Below are 13,475 nucleotides of genomic sequence, written 5' to 3'. Positions count from 1 at the left end.
TACGTTCGCTGCATGGCGACGACACACGCGGACGCGGCTCCCGCGAGCGGTACCTTCCGCGAACTGCTGGGGCCCGGCCGGTTCGCGACTTCCTTCGTGCTGGCGGGCGGGGTCGCGCTGCACGCGACCAACCTGTTCCTCACCACCAGCCTGCTGCCGACGGCCATCAGCGAGATCGGCGGCGAACGGCTCTACGCGTGGAGCAGCACGGCTTTCATGATCACGTCGGTGATCGCGTCCATGTTCGTCAGCCGGCTGGTCGCCGGGCGCGGGCCGCGGATGGCGTACCTGATCGCGCTGGTGCCGTTCCTGGCCGGGACGGTCGTGGCCGCGTTGAGCCCGACCATGGTGGTCATGCTCGTCGGCCGGGGCGTCCAGGGCGTCGGCGGCGGGCTGCTGGCGGGCCTCGGGTACGCCGTCATCCAGGCCGCGTACCCCGAACGATTGTGGGCCAAGGCAACCGCTCTCGTTTCCGCGATGTGGGGCTTCGGCACGCTGGCCGGGCCCGCCATCGGCGGCGCGTTCGCCCAGTTCGGCGCGTGGCGGCTGGCGTTCTGGCTGCTGGCCGTGCTCGGCGTGGCGATCGCCCTGATCGTCCCGCGTGCGCTGCCCAGGTCGGCGCAGGCCGAGGTTTCCGAGCCGGTGCCGTTCCTGTCCCTGATCGTGCTGGCGTCGGCAGCCGCGTTGATCAGCGTGGCCAGTGTGCTGTCCGACCTCGTGTGGGTTGCTGTGACGATCGCGGTCGCGCTGGTTGTGATCGCGTGGTTCATCCGGCGTGAACGGCACAGCGCCGTCCGCGTGCTGCCCGCGTCCACCTACAGCGCGAGCTCACCGCTGAAGTGGATGTACCTGTCCATCGGGATCCTCGCCATCGGCACGGTGTCCGAGGCGTTCGCCCCGCTGTTCGGCCAGCGGCTGGCCGGTCTGGAGCCGCTGGTGGCCGGGTTCCTCGGCGCCGCGGTGTCGGTCGGCTGGTCGGTGACCATGCTGTTCAGCTCCAACGCCACCCGCCCGGCGACACTGCGGCGGATGCGGATCGCCGGCCCGGCGATCCTGGCCGCCGGGCTGATCGTGACCGGGTTGTTCCAGCAGCAGGACGCCGGTCCGTGGCTGGTCGTGGTGTGGTTCGTGGCGCTGGCCGTGGCGGGCGCGGGTATCGGGATCGCGTTCCCGCATCAGCTGGTCGCGGTCATGGGGAGCACGAGCGACCCGGTCGAGGCGGGCAAGGCCTCGGCGGGCATCAACACCGTCGAGCTGATCGGCCTGTCGTTCGGCTCGGCGCTCGGCGGCCTGCTGGTCAACCTCGGCGCGCCGTCGATGGAACGCTCGGCCCAGTTCCTGCTGTTCGGCCTGGCCGTGATCGCCGTGATCGGCGTGTTCGTCGCCCGGCGCACCGATCCCGTCCGGTGATCACCCGAAGGCGACCTCCGCCGCGGGCACGACGCGCACCGAGCCACCGGGGTGCATGCCGGTACTGAGAATCCGGTTGTGCCGCTCCACGATCTGCTCGGGTGCCAGCCCCGCGGCGGGATCGCCTTCGGTGACCGGCGCGTGGCCGTCCTCGACCAGCACGACGTCGAAGCCGTGGCTCAAGGACGAGCGCACGGTCGCGTCGACGCAGTAGTCCGTGGACACACCGGTGATCACGAGCGTGTCGATCTCGCGTTCCACCAGCACAGCGGCCAGTTCGGTGCCGTAGAAGGCGTCGGTGGCGGTCTTGCGGATCACCACGTCCGACGGTTGCAGCGCGAGCCCGTCCGCGGGCCGCGTCCGCGGCTGTTCGGGGTCGAAGAACGACCCGCTCTCCCCGATCTGCTGGAAAGCGACCACCGGGACACCGCTTTCCCGCGCCGCACGCGCCAATGACGCGATCCGGCCGACCAGCTCCGCGCTGCGCCAGATCAGCGGGAGGAGCACTTCCTGCACGTCGAGGATCACCAACGCCGGCTTCATGCCACCCACCCTAGCCCGGAGTTCCCTTGGCGCAGCGGCGTTTCTCCCGTTGTAGGGAATTCACCACAACGGGAGCAACGCGTCCGGTCACGCGCCGACGTAGGCCGCGAGGTGTTCGCCCGTGAGGGTGGAGCGGTCGGCGACGAGGTCGGCGGGGGTGCCTTCGAAAACGACCTTGCCGCCGTCGTGGCCCGCGCCGGGACCGAGGTCGATGATCCAGTCGGCGTGCGCCATCACCGCCTGGTGGTGCTCGATGACGATCACCGACTTGCCCGAGTCGACCAGCCGGTCGAGCAAGGCGAGCAGTTGCTCCACGTCGGCGAGGTGCAACCCCGTCGTCGGCTCGTCCAGGACGTAGACACCGCCCTTGTCGCCCATGTGGGTGGCCAGCTTGAGCCGCTGCCGTTCGCCGCCGGACAACGTGGTCAGCGGCTGGCCGAGGCTGAGGTACCCGAGCCCGACGTCGACGAGCCTGCTGAGGATCGTGTGCGCGGCCGGGGTGCGTGCCTCGCCGTCGCCGAAGAACTCCGCCGCCTCCGTCACCGGCATCGCGAGCACCTCGCTGATGTCACGGCCGCCGAAGTGGTACTCCAGCACGGCGGGCTGGAACCGTTTGCCCTCGCACTCCTCGCACGGCACAGCGACACTGGCCATGATCGCCAGGTCCGTGTAGACGACACCGGCGCCGTTGCAGTTCGGGCACGCGCCTTCGGAGTTCGCGCTGAACAGCGCCGGCTTGACCCCGTTGGCCTTGGCGAACGCCTTGCGGATCGGGTCGAGCAGACCGGTGTACGTCGCCGGGTTGCTCCGCCGCGAGCCGCGCACAGGCGCCTGGTCCACCGACACGACACCGGCGGAGGCCGGGACCGAGCCGTGGATCAGCGAGCTCTTGCCCGACCCGGCCACGCCGGTGATCACGCACAGCACGCCGAGCGGGACGTCGACGTCGACCTTCTTGAGGTTGTGCCTGGACGCGCCGCGGATCTCCAGCTTGCCGGTCGGGGTGCGCAGCTCGTCCTTGAGACGGGCGCGGTCGTCGAAATGACGCCCGGTGACCGTGTCGCTGGCGCGCAGACCTTCGACGGTGCCTTCGTAACAGACGGTGCCGCCCGCCGAACCCGCCCCGGGCCCGAGGTCCACGACGTGGTCGGCGATCGCGATCGCCTCCGGCTTGTGCTCGACGACGAGCACGGTGTTGCCCTTGTCGCGCAACCGGAGCAGCAGGTCGTTCATCCGCTGGATGTCGTGCGGGTGCAGGCCGATGGTCGGCTCGTCGAACACGTACGTGGTGTCGGTCAGCGAGGAGCCGAGGTGCCGGATCATCTTCACGCGCTGCGCCTCGCCGCCCGACAACGTGCCGGCCGGGCGGTCGAGCGAGAGGTAGCCGAGGCCGATCTCGACGAACGAGTCCAATGTGGCCCGCAGCTTGACCAGCAGCGGCGCCACGGACGGCTCGGCGAGCCCGCCGACCCACTTGGCCAGGTCGCTGATCTGCATCTCGCAGGCGTCCGCGATGCTGATCCGTTTGATCTTCGACGAACGCGCCAGCTCCGACAGCCGGGTGCCGTCGCACTCCGGGCACGTGGCGAACGTGACCGCCCGGTCGACGAACGCGCGGATGTGCGGCTGCATGGCCTCGCGGTCCTTGGCCAGGAACGACTTCTGCATCTGCGGGACCAGACCGGCGTACGTCAGGTTGATCCCGTCGACCTTGATCTTGGTCGGCTCCTTGTAGACCAGGTCGTGCAGCTGCTTCTTGGTGAACTCGCGGATCGGCTTGTCCGGGTCGAAGAAACCGCAGCCCCGGTAGATGCGGCCGTACCAGCCGTCCATGCTGTAGCCGGGGACGGTGATCGCGCCCTCGTTGAGCGACTTGCTGTCGTCGTAGAGCTGGGTGAGGTCGATGTCGGAGACGGCACCGCGGCCCTCGCAGCGCGGGCACATGCCGCCGGTGATGCTGAACTCGCGGCGTTCCTTGACGGTCTGCCCGGCGCGTTCGATCTTGACGGCACCCGCGCCGCTGATCGAGGCCACGTTGAACGAGAACGCCTGCGGCGAGCCGATGTGCGGCTTGCCGAGCTTGCTGAACAGGATCCGCAGCATGGCGTTGGCGTCGGTGGCGGTGCCGACCGTCGAGCGGGGATCCGCGCCCAGCCGCTGCTGGTCGACGATGATCGCGGTGGTCAGGCCGTCGAGCACGTCGACGTCCGGGCGGGCCAGCGTCGGCATGAAGCCCTGGATGAAGGTGCTGTAGGTCTCGTTGATCATCCGCTGCGACTCGGCGGCGATCGTGGCGAAGACGAGCGAGCTCTTGCCGGAGCCGGAGACACCGGTGAACACCGTCAACCTGCGCTTGGGCAGCTCGACGTCGACGTCCTTCAGGTTGTTCTCACGCGCGCCCTGCACGCGGATCAAATCGTGGCTGTCGGCGACGTGCTGCACAGGCGTTGCGCTCGCCTTCCTGGCCTTGCTGCTCATCGTGTCTCCATCTGTCCGTACGCGGGGCGCTGCGGTGATCTAACCAAGCCCGCGGTCAGGGCAGTTGCTGGATGCGGAGCAGGTTGCCCGCGGGGTCGCGCACGGCGAAGTCACGGACACCGTACGGCTGGTCGATCGGCTCCTGGACGATGTCGGCACCACTGGCCTGCAGCTTCGCGAACACCCCGTCGAGGTCCTTCGCGGCCAGGTTGACACCCGCGTACGTGCCCTTGGCCATCATCTCGACGATGGTGCGGCGCTCGTCCTCGGTGATCCCGGGGTCGGCGGCGGGCGGGTGCAGGACGATGGCCGTGTCGGGCTGACCGGCAGGGCCGACGGTGATCCAGTGCATGCCGTTGTACCCGACGTCCATCCGGATCTCGAAGCCGAGGATGTCGCGGTAGAAGGCGATCGCCGCCGCCGGATCGTCGTGCGGGAGGTAGCTCGAGTGAATGCTGATGTCCATGCGGACAGGCTAAGTCGGGCCCCGGACCAGCGCTTCTCGATTCCTGACCGGTCTGGCGGCGTCGATCTGAGTGGCGCTGGTCACGAGCCCGTCAGGCGCAGCGGCCCGGGTAGGTGGCCTTGTACCGCTCGTTCCTCGGCAGGTTGAACGCGCCGTTCGTCGGCCCCATGTTGTGGCACGGCTCAACGGAGGTGGCGTGCTCGAACCACTTGAAGAACTCGTCGGTCCGGTTCTGGAACGACACCATCGTGTCGTTCCAGTGCGGCCACCCCAGACACCCCGGACAAGGCCGGTTCACGAGGTTCGACTCGAACTCGTTGGGGCCGAAGGTCGGCATCTCGCCCCAGCCGTCGTCCGGCTGAAGACGCACAACCGGCCACGGGGACAGTCGGCCCGCACAGTCACTCCGCGGTCACTTCACCGTCGCATCCGCGGATCGTGTGAGGGGTCGGCGTACATGGGCGGGCAGCCGTGCTCGACGGCCTCGGGGCGCAGTTCGAAGTGCCAGGGTTCGTTGCGGTAGATCTGGCACAGCCCGTACGCGGCGCCGTGCTCGGACAGCCACGCCCTGGCTTCGGACCGTCCGATGTCGACCGCGTCCCCGGACACGTGCGCGGACGTGCCGGGCGTGGCCACCCAGCGGGCGGCTTCCTGTTCCGAGCCGTATCTCGCGATCGCCGCGTGCAGTAGCTGCTCCTGGTATTCCGGGGAACGCCAGCCGCCGTTGACGAAGAACTCGACTCCGTCGGCCGCGGCGGCGATCGCGGCCCGGCGCAGCGCCCCGAGCAGGGCCGGGGAGAGGTTGGCCACGGCCGGGGTCTCGTCGTCGAACACCGTCACGGGGACAGGGACCGCGCCGTGCGCCTTGCCGAGGACCTGCCGGACGGCCGATTCGCTGTAGGGCATGCCATCAGTTCAAGCAACGTGCTGTTGCCGGCACGTATGAGGTTTTCAATAGGCCGACGATATGCACCGGCTCGTAGCATCGGAGCATGCGTGCATCGGTCGCCGAGGACCAGTCCCACATGGCGGAGGCACCCGGCGCCGGACGTGGGGGCCGGGACCGTGGATAGGCAGCCTGGTCTGAGCGTCCGCCTCAAACTCACCCTCAGCTACGCCGGGTTCCTGATGGTCGCGGGTACGTTGCTGCTCGCGGTCGTGTGGGTGTTCCTGCTGCGTTACGTGCCCGAGGTCATCAACACCCCGCCGTCGCGGGACTGGCCCGCGATCCCGCCGCCCGCCGTACCCGACCGCAACGCCCTGGTGGAGGCCTTCCTGCCCAAGGTGCTGCTCGTTCTGGGGTTCCTGCTGGTGTTCGGCCTGGTCGGCGGCTGGATCCTGGCCGGCAGCATGCTCGCGCCCCTCAACCGCATCGCACACGCCACCCGCCTGGCCGCCAACGGATCGCTGTCCCACCGGATCGTGCTGGAGGGCCGCAGCGACGAGTTCCGCGAACTCGCCGACGCCTTCGACACCATGCTCGCGCGGCTGGAAGCGCACGACGCCGAGCAGCGGCGGTTCGCGGCCAACGCGTCACACGAACTGCGCACGCCCCTGGCGATCACGCAGACGCTGCTCGACGTCGCCCGCAACGACCCGAGCCGTGACACCAGCGACCTCGTCGACCGCCTCCACTTCGTCAACGCCCGAGCCATCGACCTCACCGAGGCGCTGCTCCTGCTCAGCCGCGCCAACCAGCGGTCCTTCAGCCGCGCGCGCGTCGACCTGTCCCTCATCGCGGAAGAAGCCGCGGAGACGCTCCTGCCCCTCGCGGAGAAACGGGACATCACCATCGAGGTGTCCGGCGAGGTGGCCTCCACCGACGGTTCGCACGCGCTGCTGCTGCAGATGACCACGAACCTCGTGCACAACGCGATCGTCCACAACCTGCCCGAGCAGGGCACGGTGTGGGTTTCGACCGGTGTTCACGCCCACCACGCGATCCTCGTCGTCGAGAACACCGGTGAGATGCTGTCCCGGCAGCTGGTTTCCACGCTGGCCGAACCGTTCCAGCGCGGCACCGAACGCGTGCGCAACGACCACGCGGGAGTCGGCCTCGGCCTGGCGATCGTCCAAAGCATCGCCCAGGCGCACGACGGAACCGTCACCCTCACCCCCCGGACCGACGGGGGCCTGTGCGTCACGGTCCGGCTGCCCGCCGCGCTCGGGTAGCCGCCGACACCCGCCAGGACGTCACGCCCGCCCCTGCCGCTGCGCGAGTGGGTCTTCGTGACGGCCGGTGTCGTCGAGATCGCGGAGGAAACGCGACGACCTGCCTGCCTGGTTGGCGTAACCGCCGCGCCGGTAGAACTCGTGTGCGTCTCGGCGACGGTCCGAGCTGGTGACCTCCATGCGCACACACCCGTGACTCGCCGCGAACGATTCCGCCACCGCGACGAGCCGGCGGCCGACGCCCTGGCCGCGTACCTGATCGGACACGACCAGTGCCACGATCCGGCCCCACGAACCAGGGCGTTCGAAGAACGGGTTGACACGGACCGCGATGAGGCCGAGCAGGTCGCCGTCGGCATCGGCCACGTAGGCCGCGTTGGCCGGGTCGTCACGCCAGGTCTGGATGCGGGTCGCCGTCGCCGCGGTGTCGTCCTGGGGATACCCCAGCTGGTGGAGCAACTCGTCGACAGCCGCGGCGTCGGTCGCGCGGACCAGTCGTACCTGCATGTCTTCCCCCTGTCGAGATCTCAGCTCTCCGCGCGTTTCCCGTGACCGGCTCGACTACGCGACGGGGAAGTCGAAATAGGTGTTCGGAAACGGCTCGTCCTTCAGCGTGTAGTGCCACCACTCGCGTTCGTACGCCTTGAACCCGCAGTCCTCCATGACCGAACGGAGGTGCCTGCGGTTTCTCGCTTCGACCGGCCCGACCCCTTGCGCGCCGTGGTGCGACACCGCGTCCATCAGGTCGTGGCCGCCACCCATCGCCGCGAGTTCCCCCGTGCCCAGGTGGTAGAGGGTGAGGTCGACAGTGCTGCCCCGGCTGTGCCCCGACTTGGTCGCCACATAGCCCCGTTCGATCATCTCGATCCGGGCGATGTTCGGGTAGTGCCGCTGCTTCGTCCGGCCGTCCTCGGGCAGCCGCGACCAGCGCAGGAACCGGTCCACGGCGCGTTGCGGGCGATAACCGTCCCAGAGGAGCAGGCCGAAACCGAGGGACGCGGCCTTCTCCTGCGCGCTCTCCAGCGCCGTGCACAGCGCCCTCGTGCCGACGATCCGGTTGGCGGTGTAGCCGTCCACGGGTTTGCCGGTGAAGTTGTCCCACGTGGCGTACTTGGCGTCCCAGCGGATCCCGGGCAGGAACTCGTCGACGAAGACGAACCCGTCCTTCACCGGACCTTTCCCGTCAGCGCCAGCGACACGAGGTGGTCGATCACGTCCGCGGGTGGCAACCCGGCGGCGTTCATCATCGGCGGGTAGCGGCTGTACGAGGTCATCCCCGGCAAGGTGTTGACCTCGTTGAGCATCACCGTTCCGTCGTCCTTCAGGAACAGGTCCACCCGCGCCAGCCCCCGGCACCCCAGTGCGCGGTAGATGGCCTTCGCCGTCTCCTGGACGAGCAGCCGCGACTCCGCCGGGATGTCGGCGGGGACGGTCACCGTCGAGTTCTCTGACCCGCTCTCCGGGTCGCTTTCCTGGTGGATCTTGAAGAAGCCGTGGGACAGCGTGATCTGGTCCGGCTCACCCGCGATGAGGTCCTCGTCGTTGCCGAGGACGGCACAGCCGACCTCGCTGCCGACGACGGCCTCCTCGATCAGCACCTTCGAGTCGAACTGCCGGGCGGTCGCCACCGCGCCCGCGAGTTCCGCCTCGGCCGACACCTTGCTGACGCCGAAGGACGAACCGGAACGGGCGGGCTTGACGAAGACGGGATAGGTGAGCTGGTCGGCGGCGATGCTCTCGTCCGCTGTGACGGTCCAGAAGTTCGGCGTGGCGATCCCGGCGCTGCTGACGACGAGGTACGCGAGGGACTTGTCCATGCACAGGGCGGAACTCTGGATGTCACAACCCGCGTAGGGGATGCCGGACAGCTCCAGCAAGCCCTGTATCGCACCGTCTTCGCCGAGTTTGCCGTGCAGCAGCGGCAGGACCACGTCCAGGGTGATCGTCTCGTAGTGCCCCTGCTCCAGCACGAGCAGCCCGCGCGCGCTCCGGTCGGGTGTCAGCACGGCCGGGCGGCCGTTGTCGTCCCACTGGGCGTCGGGGCCGTCGCAGAGCTTCCACGCGCCGCTTTCGGTGATCCCGATCCAGAACGGCTCGTACTTGTCGGTGTCGAGGTGTTTCGCCACCTCCTGCGCGGATTTGACAGAGACAGGGTGCTCCTCGGAACAACCACCGAAGATGATTCCGATCTTCAACCTATCCATGCTGGTTCCCGCTTTCGAAATTCAGGCAGTTGACAATGGAGTTCTCGACGGTGTCGCTCAGCGCGCGGTCCGTGTAGTAAGCGGTGTGCGGGCTGATGAAGACGTTCGGCAATCGGTGCAGCCGCACCAGGTAAGCGCTTTCGACGGGCTTGTTGCGGTAGTCGGCGTAGAAGACCCCTTCTTCGCCTTCGACGACATCCAGCGCCGCCCCGCCCAACCTGCCGGTTTCCAGAGCGGCGACAAGCGCCTCGGTGTCGACGAGCGATCCGCGCCCGGTGTTGATGACGAACGCGCCCTCTTTCATCGCCTCGATGCGGCGACGGTGCAGAAGATGGTGTGTACGCGCGGTCAGCGGCGTGTGGAGCGTGACGATGTCGCTGCGCTGCAGCAGATCGTCGAGGGGAACGTAGTCGGCGGACACCGTGGGATTGATGTCGTACGCCAATGTCCGGCAGCCGAAACCCCACAGCCGGTCGATGACGGCCGCGCCGATGCGCCCTGTGCCGACAACCCCGACGGTCAGGTCCCGCAGTTCCCTGCCGCGCACCTCGCTCAACCTGTAGTCGTGGACGTCCACACGCCTGACGATGGATTTCGCGTTGCGCACCGCCATCAACATCAGCATCAGCGTGTAATCAGCGACGCTGTCAGGCGAATACGCGATGTTCCCCACGACGATCCCGATGCTTTCCGCGTACTCCACGTCGATGTGGTCGTACCCGATGCTCCGCGTGGAGATGTACCGGACACCGGCCTGACCGAGCGCGCGGAGAGTGGCGTTCGAGACGTGCGTCTTGTGACCGACACTGATGCACCGGTTGCCCCGAGCCAGCTCGACATTGGCCTCGCTGACCGCCGCGTCCACGATGGTCGGCGTCACGTCGAAGCGAGGCGCCATCTCCCGGAACAGAACGGCCTCGTCCCGCCCGCATCCGTAGATCGTGATCCCCACCGTGGAAACGGTGAGGGACGGCGAGGACGCCAGCGATCGGGTGCCGTGCGCCGGTTCGCTGTAGGTCATGCGCCAAGTCAAGGCAATGCGGTGTTGCCACCATGTATGCGATTTTCGATACGCCGACGATATGTTACCGACCGGTAACCCTCTCGGCCCCGCGACCTGGTCGGCAGGCGGCTGGCGTGGCGGCTCGACCGCTGCGAACTGCTCGCCATGGCCGCGGCCAGGCAGACCGTCGCCGACTCCGGGCTCGATGCGCGCACGTGGGACGGGGCCAGGGTCGGGGTGGTGCTCGGCACCGCGATCGGCGGGATCGGCACGTTCGAACGCGAGCACCGCACCTGGTCGACAAGGGCCCGATCGAGGTGTCGTCGCTGCTGATCCCCATGCTGGGCGTCAACACGGCGGCCGGGTACGTGGCCATCGACCACGGCGCACGCGGACCGGACTTCGCCACCGCGACAGCGTGCGCGTCCGAGGCGACGGCCATCGGCACCGCGATGGGCCTGCTGCGGTCCGGCGTCTGCGACGTGGTGATCACCGGCGGCGCCGAAGCGAGCATGATGCCCACGATCGTGTCGTCGTTCGCGAAGATGAAAGCACTGTCCCGACACCACGACCCGGCCCGCCCGTCGCGGCCGTTCGACACGGCCCGCGACGAGTTCGTCATCGCCGAAGGCGCTGGGGTGCTGTTACTCGAACGAGCCGACGACGCCAAGGCCAGGGGCGCCAGGGTGCGTGCGCGGATGCGCGACTACGGCGCTGACCGTTCAGTCCAAATTAGACATGATCTCCACGTCGGGCACGGACCCGGCGGGCAGGCGCTCGGCCAGCCCGGTGATCGCCGCCGCGTCGAGCGGTTCGGCGTTGCCGTGGGCGGCGACGACCGGACGAGGATCGTCGCTGTAGCCCGGCCGGACCGCCTGCACCATGAACCGACCGTTGCCCGCCAGCATCTTCGGCTCGGTGACCTGAACGTCGAACCCCTGGCCTGACAGCAGGGCGCGGACCGTGTCGACGCGACCGGCCATCGGCAGACCGGCCTCGCCGTGCACCCCCATCGCGACCTGCCGGATCAGCGGCCAGCGCACGGGGTCGATGCCACGCAACACATCCAGCTCCGCGCGCTGGAGGTCGATCTTGAGCAGGTCGATCCGCCGGACACCGGTCTCGGCGATGACCGATGACGTCCGTCGCAGCGTGCACAGCCTGCCGTCGTACTCGAAGTCCTTCTTGACGAGCACTTCGACCGTGGCCAGCTGGGCCCCGCGGCCCGGAGGCACGCTCGTGGTCGGCGCAGGTCTGGATCAGGTGCCGCTCGTTGTCGAACGCCACGTAGTCGGCGCGACACGACATGATCGAGATCTCCGGGTAGAAGTTTAACCGGACCTGCTCGTCTCGTTCGGAAAGCCCGGCGTCGAACAGCCGCGCGGCGTACCCCCGAGCCTCCACATTGGTCCGCAGCCGGGCGGACATCTCGGGCACCGGCTCGAAGGCGTAGACCGTCGCCGACGGACAACGCGCGCCGACGAACATGGAGAACATGCCGATGTTGGCACCGATGTCGAACACGACCGCACCCTCACGCAGCACAACGCCGCCTTGCAGGCAGGACTCGCCGACGAAGATCTCGTCGTGCAGGAACCTGGTCTCCGCCGGTGAGATCTCGGCCAGCGCCCCGCGCTCGGCGTCGCCCGACGGCAGCACGCGCGCGACCCCGCCTTCCACGCGCGCGTGCCCGGTTTCCCGGTCTCGCTCACAGGACGAACTCTGCCATGCCGCCCTGACAATCGGCCTGCACGTCGCTGACGCCGGTGATCAGGTTCGTGTCAGCGGTGGATCAGCTGCCACTGACACTGTTGGCGTGAGCGAAAGGAGCGCCGATGACCACGGGGACAACGGCGGACGAGGCAACGCGGAGCGTGAGCGGCTGCTGGCCGGGATCTTCGCGGCGACGCTGGGCCACACCGGACCGTTGTCACCGCGGTCGCGGCACCGGCGGACGCCGGGCTGCCCGAGGTCGGCCAGGACCGTCTCGACGAGTTCGCGGACTTCGAGGACCTGCCAGGCACCGGCACCGGGCCCGAATGGGAGACAGCACCTCAGCGGCACAAGAGAAGAACGCGCATACCGCCGAAAAGTGACCAAAGGTCTGTTATGGACGGTCAGGGCGCCGGGTGCTCGCGATTCGCCGCACGTTTGGCCGCGTACTTCGTGGGCACCCCTGCGTTGAGGCTCGCGTGACGGTCAATCCCCGGCGCCGTGCTCTTTTCTGTCCACTGTGTCTTTTCGGAACGCCCTGTTTCGACAGAGGCCATCAGTCAACGGAGGCACACATGCTCGTTCTTCTCATCGTCCTGCTCGTGATCTGGCTGGTCGTGTCGATCGTCGGCTTCGCGCTCAAGGGACTGGTGTGGCTAGGAATCATCGGCATCGTGCTGTTCCTCGGCACCGCGGCGGTCGGTGCGGTGCGGCGCAGGAGCCTGCGCCGATAGCTCACGCAGGTCCGCTGTTCCGGCGATCACCGCGCGGGACAGGTCCGTCATGCGCTGCTGATGGGCGCGAGCGTGGGCGCGCAGCCGGCCGAATGCCTCATCCGGGGTCACCGCGCCGCGCTCGGCGAGGATCCCCTTCGCTTGTTCGATCACGATCCTGGTGTCCAGAGCGCTCTGCAACTGCCCGGTGACGCGTTCGCTGTGCTCGATGGCGCGGTGCTGCAGGATCGCGATGGTGGCGATGTCGGCAAGCGCCTGCCCCAGCTGCAGATCCTCGTCGTGCAGCACACCGGTCTCGGTGTTCAGCAGGGTCAGCACACCGATGACCTGGTGGCGCAGCCGCATCGGAACCGCGTGGACGGCGCGGAAACCACACTCCTGGGCCGCCGCGGCGAACCGGGGCCACTGCTGCCCCTTGTCCGGGATGTCGGCGCAGTTCACCGGTGAGCCGGTGCGGACGCAGTCCACACAAGGCCCGTCCTCGGTTTGCACCGCGAACAGTTCCAGCAGCTCCGCGCGTTGGGTCGAGCTGGCCATGACTTCCAACGAGCCGTCAGGAGCCACCAGGATCACCCCGGCCGCGGACACCGAGAGCAACTCGACGACCCGTTCGACGAGCATGTGCAGGGCGTCGGCGATGTCGAAGTCCGTCACGAGCGTGTCGGCCAGTGCCACGAACGTCCGTGACACCCGTTGTTGCCGGACTGCTTGCCCTATGGCGGTGTCAGATGTGTTCGGCATGGGCGAATGTC

Annotated in this window: 14 protein-coding genes and 2 pseudogenes; 4 read left to right on the top strand and 12 right to left on the bottom strand. The window is 68.4% G+C overall.

Going from position 1 to position 13,475, the window contains the following annotated elements; all coding sequences use genetic code 11:
* Positions 1-12 precede the first annotated feature (12 nt).
* On the top strand, positions 13-1,410 hold the full coding sequence (locus AOZ06_RS08725) for an MFS transporter (RefSeq protein ID WP_054288971.1): 1,398 nt from the start codon (positions 13-15) through the stop codon (positions 1,408-1,410).
* On the opposite strand, the gene AOZ06_RS08720 is transcribed toward AOZ06_RS08725, so the two are convergent.
* The 5 genes from AOZ06_RS08720 to AOZ06_RS08700 form a co-directional block, all read right to left on the bottom strand.
* Positions 1,411-1,953, bottom strand: coding sequence for a cysteine hydrolase family protein (locus AOZ06_RS08720; RefSeq protein ID WP_054288970.1), 543 nt, complete (start codon positions 1,951-1,953; stop codon positions 1,411-1,413). It abuts the gene before it with no gap.
* 87 nt (positions 1,954-2,040) lie between these two features.
* Positions 2,041-4,431, bottom strand: a complete 2,391-nt coding sequence (locus tag AOZ06_RS08715) for an ATP-binding cassette domain-containing protein (protein ID WP_054288969.1) — start codon at positions 4,429-4,431, stop codon at positions 2,041-2,043.
* Positions 4,432-4,486: 55 nt separating this feature from the next.
* The gene (locus AOZ06_RS08710) at positions 4,487-4,897 is read right to left on the bottom strand and encodes a VOC family protein (protein WP_054288968.1); all 411 of its coding nucleotides are present in this window, start codon (positions 4,895-4,897) and stop codon (positions 4,487-4,489) included.
* Between the two features lie 91 nt (positions 4,898-4,988).
* A complete protein-coding gene (locus tag AOZ06_RS08705) occupies positions 4,989-5,267 on the bottom strand; it encodes a hypothetical protein (protein ID WP_054288967.1) in 279 nt (92 codons plus the stop codon).
* Positions 5,268-5,314: 47 nt separating this feature from the next.
* A complete protein-coding gene (locus AOZ06_RS08700; protein ID WP_054288966.1) occupies positions 5,315-5,803 on the bottom strand; it encodes a M15 family metallopeptidase in 489 nt (162 codons plus the stop codon).
* Between the two features lie 159 nt (positions 5,804-5,962).
* Between AOZ06_RS08700 and AOZ06_RS08695 the strand changes: the two genes are divergently transcribed.
* A complete protein-coding gene (locus AOZ06_RS08695; RefSeq protein ID WP_054288965.1) occupies positions 5,963-7,069 on the top strand; it encodes a sensor histidine kinase in 1,107 nt (368 codons plus the stop codon).
* 21 nt (positions 7,070-7,090) lie between these two features.
* Here the strand turns inward: AOZ06_RS08695 and AOZ06_RS08690 are convergent, their stop codons facing one another.
* Genes AOZ06_RS08690 through vanH form a run of 4 tightly spaced genes read right to left on the bottom strand, consistent with a single transcriptional unit; the run spans position 7,091 to position 10,294 of the window.
* Positions 7,091-7,576, bottom strand: a complete 486-nt coding sequence (locus AOZ06_RS08690) for a GNAT family N-acetyltransferase (RefSeq protein ID WP_054288964.1) — start codon at positions 7,574-7,576, stop codon at positions 7,091-7,093.
* A gap of 54 nt (positions 7,577-7,630) precedes the next feature.
* The gene (gene vanX / locus AOZ06_RS08685; protein WP_054288963.1) at positions 7,631-8,239 is read right to left on the bottom strand and encodes a D-Ala-D-Ala dipeptidase VanX; all 609 of its coding nucleotides are present in this window, start codon (positions 8,237-8,239) and stop codon (positions 7,631-7,633) included.
* Entirely contained in the window at positions 8,236-9,273 is a 1,038-nt protein-coding gene (gene vanA / locus AOZ06_RS08680) for a D-alanine--(R)-lactate ligase (protein WP_054288962.1), read from the bottom strand. Before vanA ends, vanX begins: the two co-directional genes overlap by 4 nt.
* Complete coding sequence (vanH, locus tag AOZ06_RS08675) at positions 9,266-10,294, bottom strand: D-lactate dehydrogenase VanH (protein ID WP_054288961.1); 1,029 nt, start codon at positions 10,292-10,294, stop codon at positions 9,266-9,268. Before vanH ends, vanA begins: the two co-directional genes overlap by 8 nt.
* A 147-nt stretch (positions 10,295-10,441) precedes the next feature.
* On the opposite strand from vanH, the gene AOZ06_RS61980 reads away from it, so the two are divergent.
* Entirely contained in the window at positions 10,442-10,609 is a 168-nt protein-coding gene (locus tag AOZ06_RS61980) for a hypothetical protein (RefSeq protein WP_218921958.1), read from the top strand.
* Positions 10,594-10,932 (top strand): annotated as a pseudogene (locus AOZ06_RS61975) (beta-ketoacyl synthase N-terminal-like domain-containing protein); the annotation flags it as partial. The gene AOZ06_RS61980 and the pseudogene AOZ06_RS61975, both read left to right, overlap by 16 nt.
* 66 nt (positions 10,933-10,998) lie before the next feature.
* On the opposite strand, the gene AOZ06_RS59730 reads toward AOZ06_RS61975, so the two are convergent.
* From AOZ06_RS59730 to AOZ06_RS08665, 3 genes and pseudogenes are all read right to left on the bottom strand, one after another.
* A complete protein-coding gene (locus AOZ06_RS59730) occupies positions 10,999-11,472 on the bottom strand; it encodes an FkbM family methyltransferase (RefSeq protein WP_236952138.1) in 474 nt (157 codons plus the stop codon).
* Between the two features lie 136 nt (positions 11,473-11,608).
* A pseudogene (locus AOZ06_RS61970) lies at positions 11,609-11,800 on the bottom strand (FkbM family methyltransferase); the annotation flags it as partial.
* Between the two features lie 845 nt (positions 11,801-12,645).
* Positions 12,646-13,464, bottom strand: a complete 819-nt coding sequence (locus tag AOZ06_RS08665; protein WP_054288959.1) for a GAF and ANTAR domain-containing protein — start codon at positions 13,462-13,464, stop codon at positions 12,646-12,648.
* Positions 13,465-13,475: the final 11 nt, after the last annotated feature.

Source organism: Kibdelosporangium phytohabitans (genome assembly GCF_001302585.1).
Classification (GTDB): Bacteria; Actinomycetota; Actinomycetes; order Mycobacteriales; family Pseudonocardiaceae; genus Kibdelosporangium; species Kibdelosporangium phytohabitans.
The sequence above is the reverse complement of the archived record's forward strand: the minus strand, read 5'-3'. Positions and strand labels throughout refer to the sequence as shown.

Excerpts from the sequence above, each read along its gene's own strand:
- vanA (WP_054288962.1), bottom strand. The coding sequence starts at position 9,273 with ATGGATAGGTTGAAGATCGGAATCATCTTCGGTGGTTGTTCCGAGGAG.
- AOZ06_RS61980 (WP_218921958.1), top strand. The coding sequence starts at position 10,442 with ATGGCCGCGGCCAGGCAGACCGTCGCCGACTCCGGGCTCGATGCGCGC.
- AOZ06_RS08665 (WP_054288959.1), bottom strand. The coding sequence starts at position 13,464 with ATGCCGAACACATCTGACACCGCCATAGGGCAAGCAGTCCGGCAACAA.
- vanH (WP_054288961.1), bottom strand. The coding sequence starts at position 10,294 with ATGACCTACAGCGAACCGGCGCACGGCACCCGATCGCTGGCGTCCTCG.
- AOZ06_RS08720 (WP_054288970.1), bottom strand. The coding sequence starts at position 1,953 with ATGAAGCCGGCGTTGGTGATCCTCGACGTGCAGGAAGTGCTCCTCCCG.
- AOZ06_RS08710 (WP_054288968.1), bottom strand. The coding sequence starts at position 4,897 with ATGGACATCAGCATTCACTCGAGCTACCTCCCGCACGACGATCCGGCG.
- AOZ06_RS08690 (WP_054288964.1), bottom strand. The coding sequence starts at position 7,576 with ATGCAGGTACGACTGGTCCGCGCGACCGACGCCGCGGCTGTCGACGAG.
- AOZ06_RS08725 (WP_054288971.1), top strand. The coding sequence starts at position 13 with ATGGCGACGACACACGCGGACGCGGCTCCCGCGAGCGGTACCTTCCGC.
- AOZ06_RS08700 (WP_054288966.1), bottom strand. The coding sequence starts at position 5,803 with ATGCCCTACAGCGAATCGGCCGTCCGGCAGGTCCTCGGCAAGGCGCAC.
- AOZ06_RS08715 (WP_054288969.1), bottom strand. The coding sequence starts at position 4,431 with ATGAGCAGCAAGGCCAGGAAGGCGAGCGCAACGCCTGTGCAGCACGTC.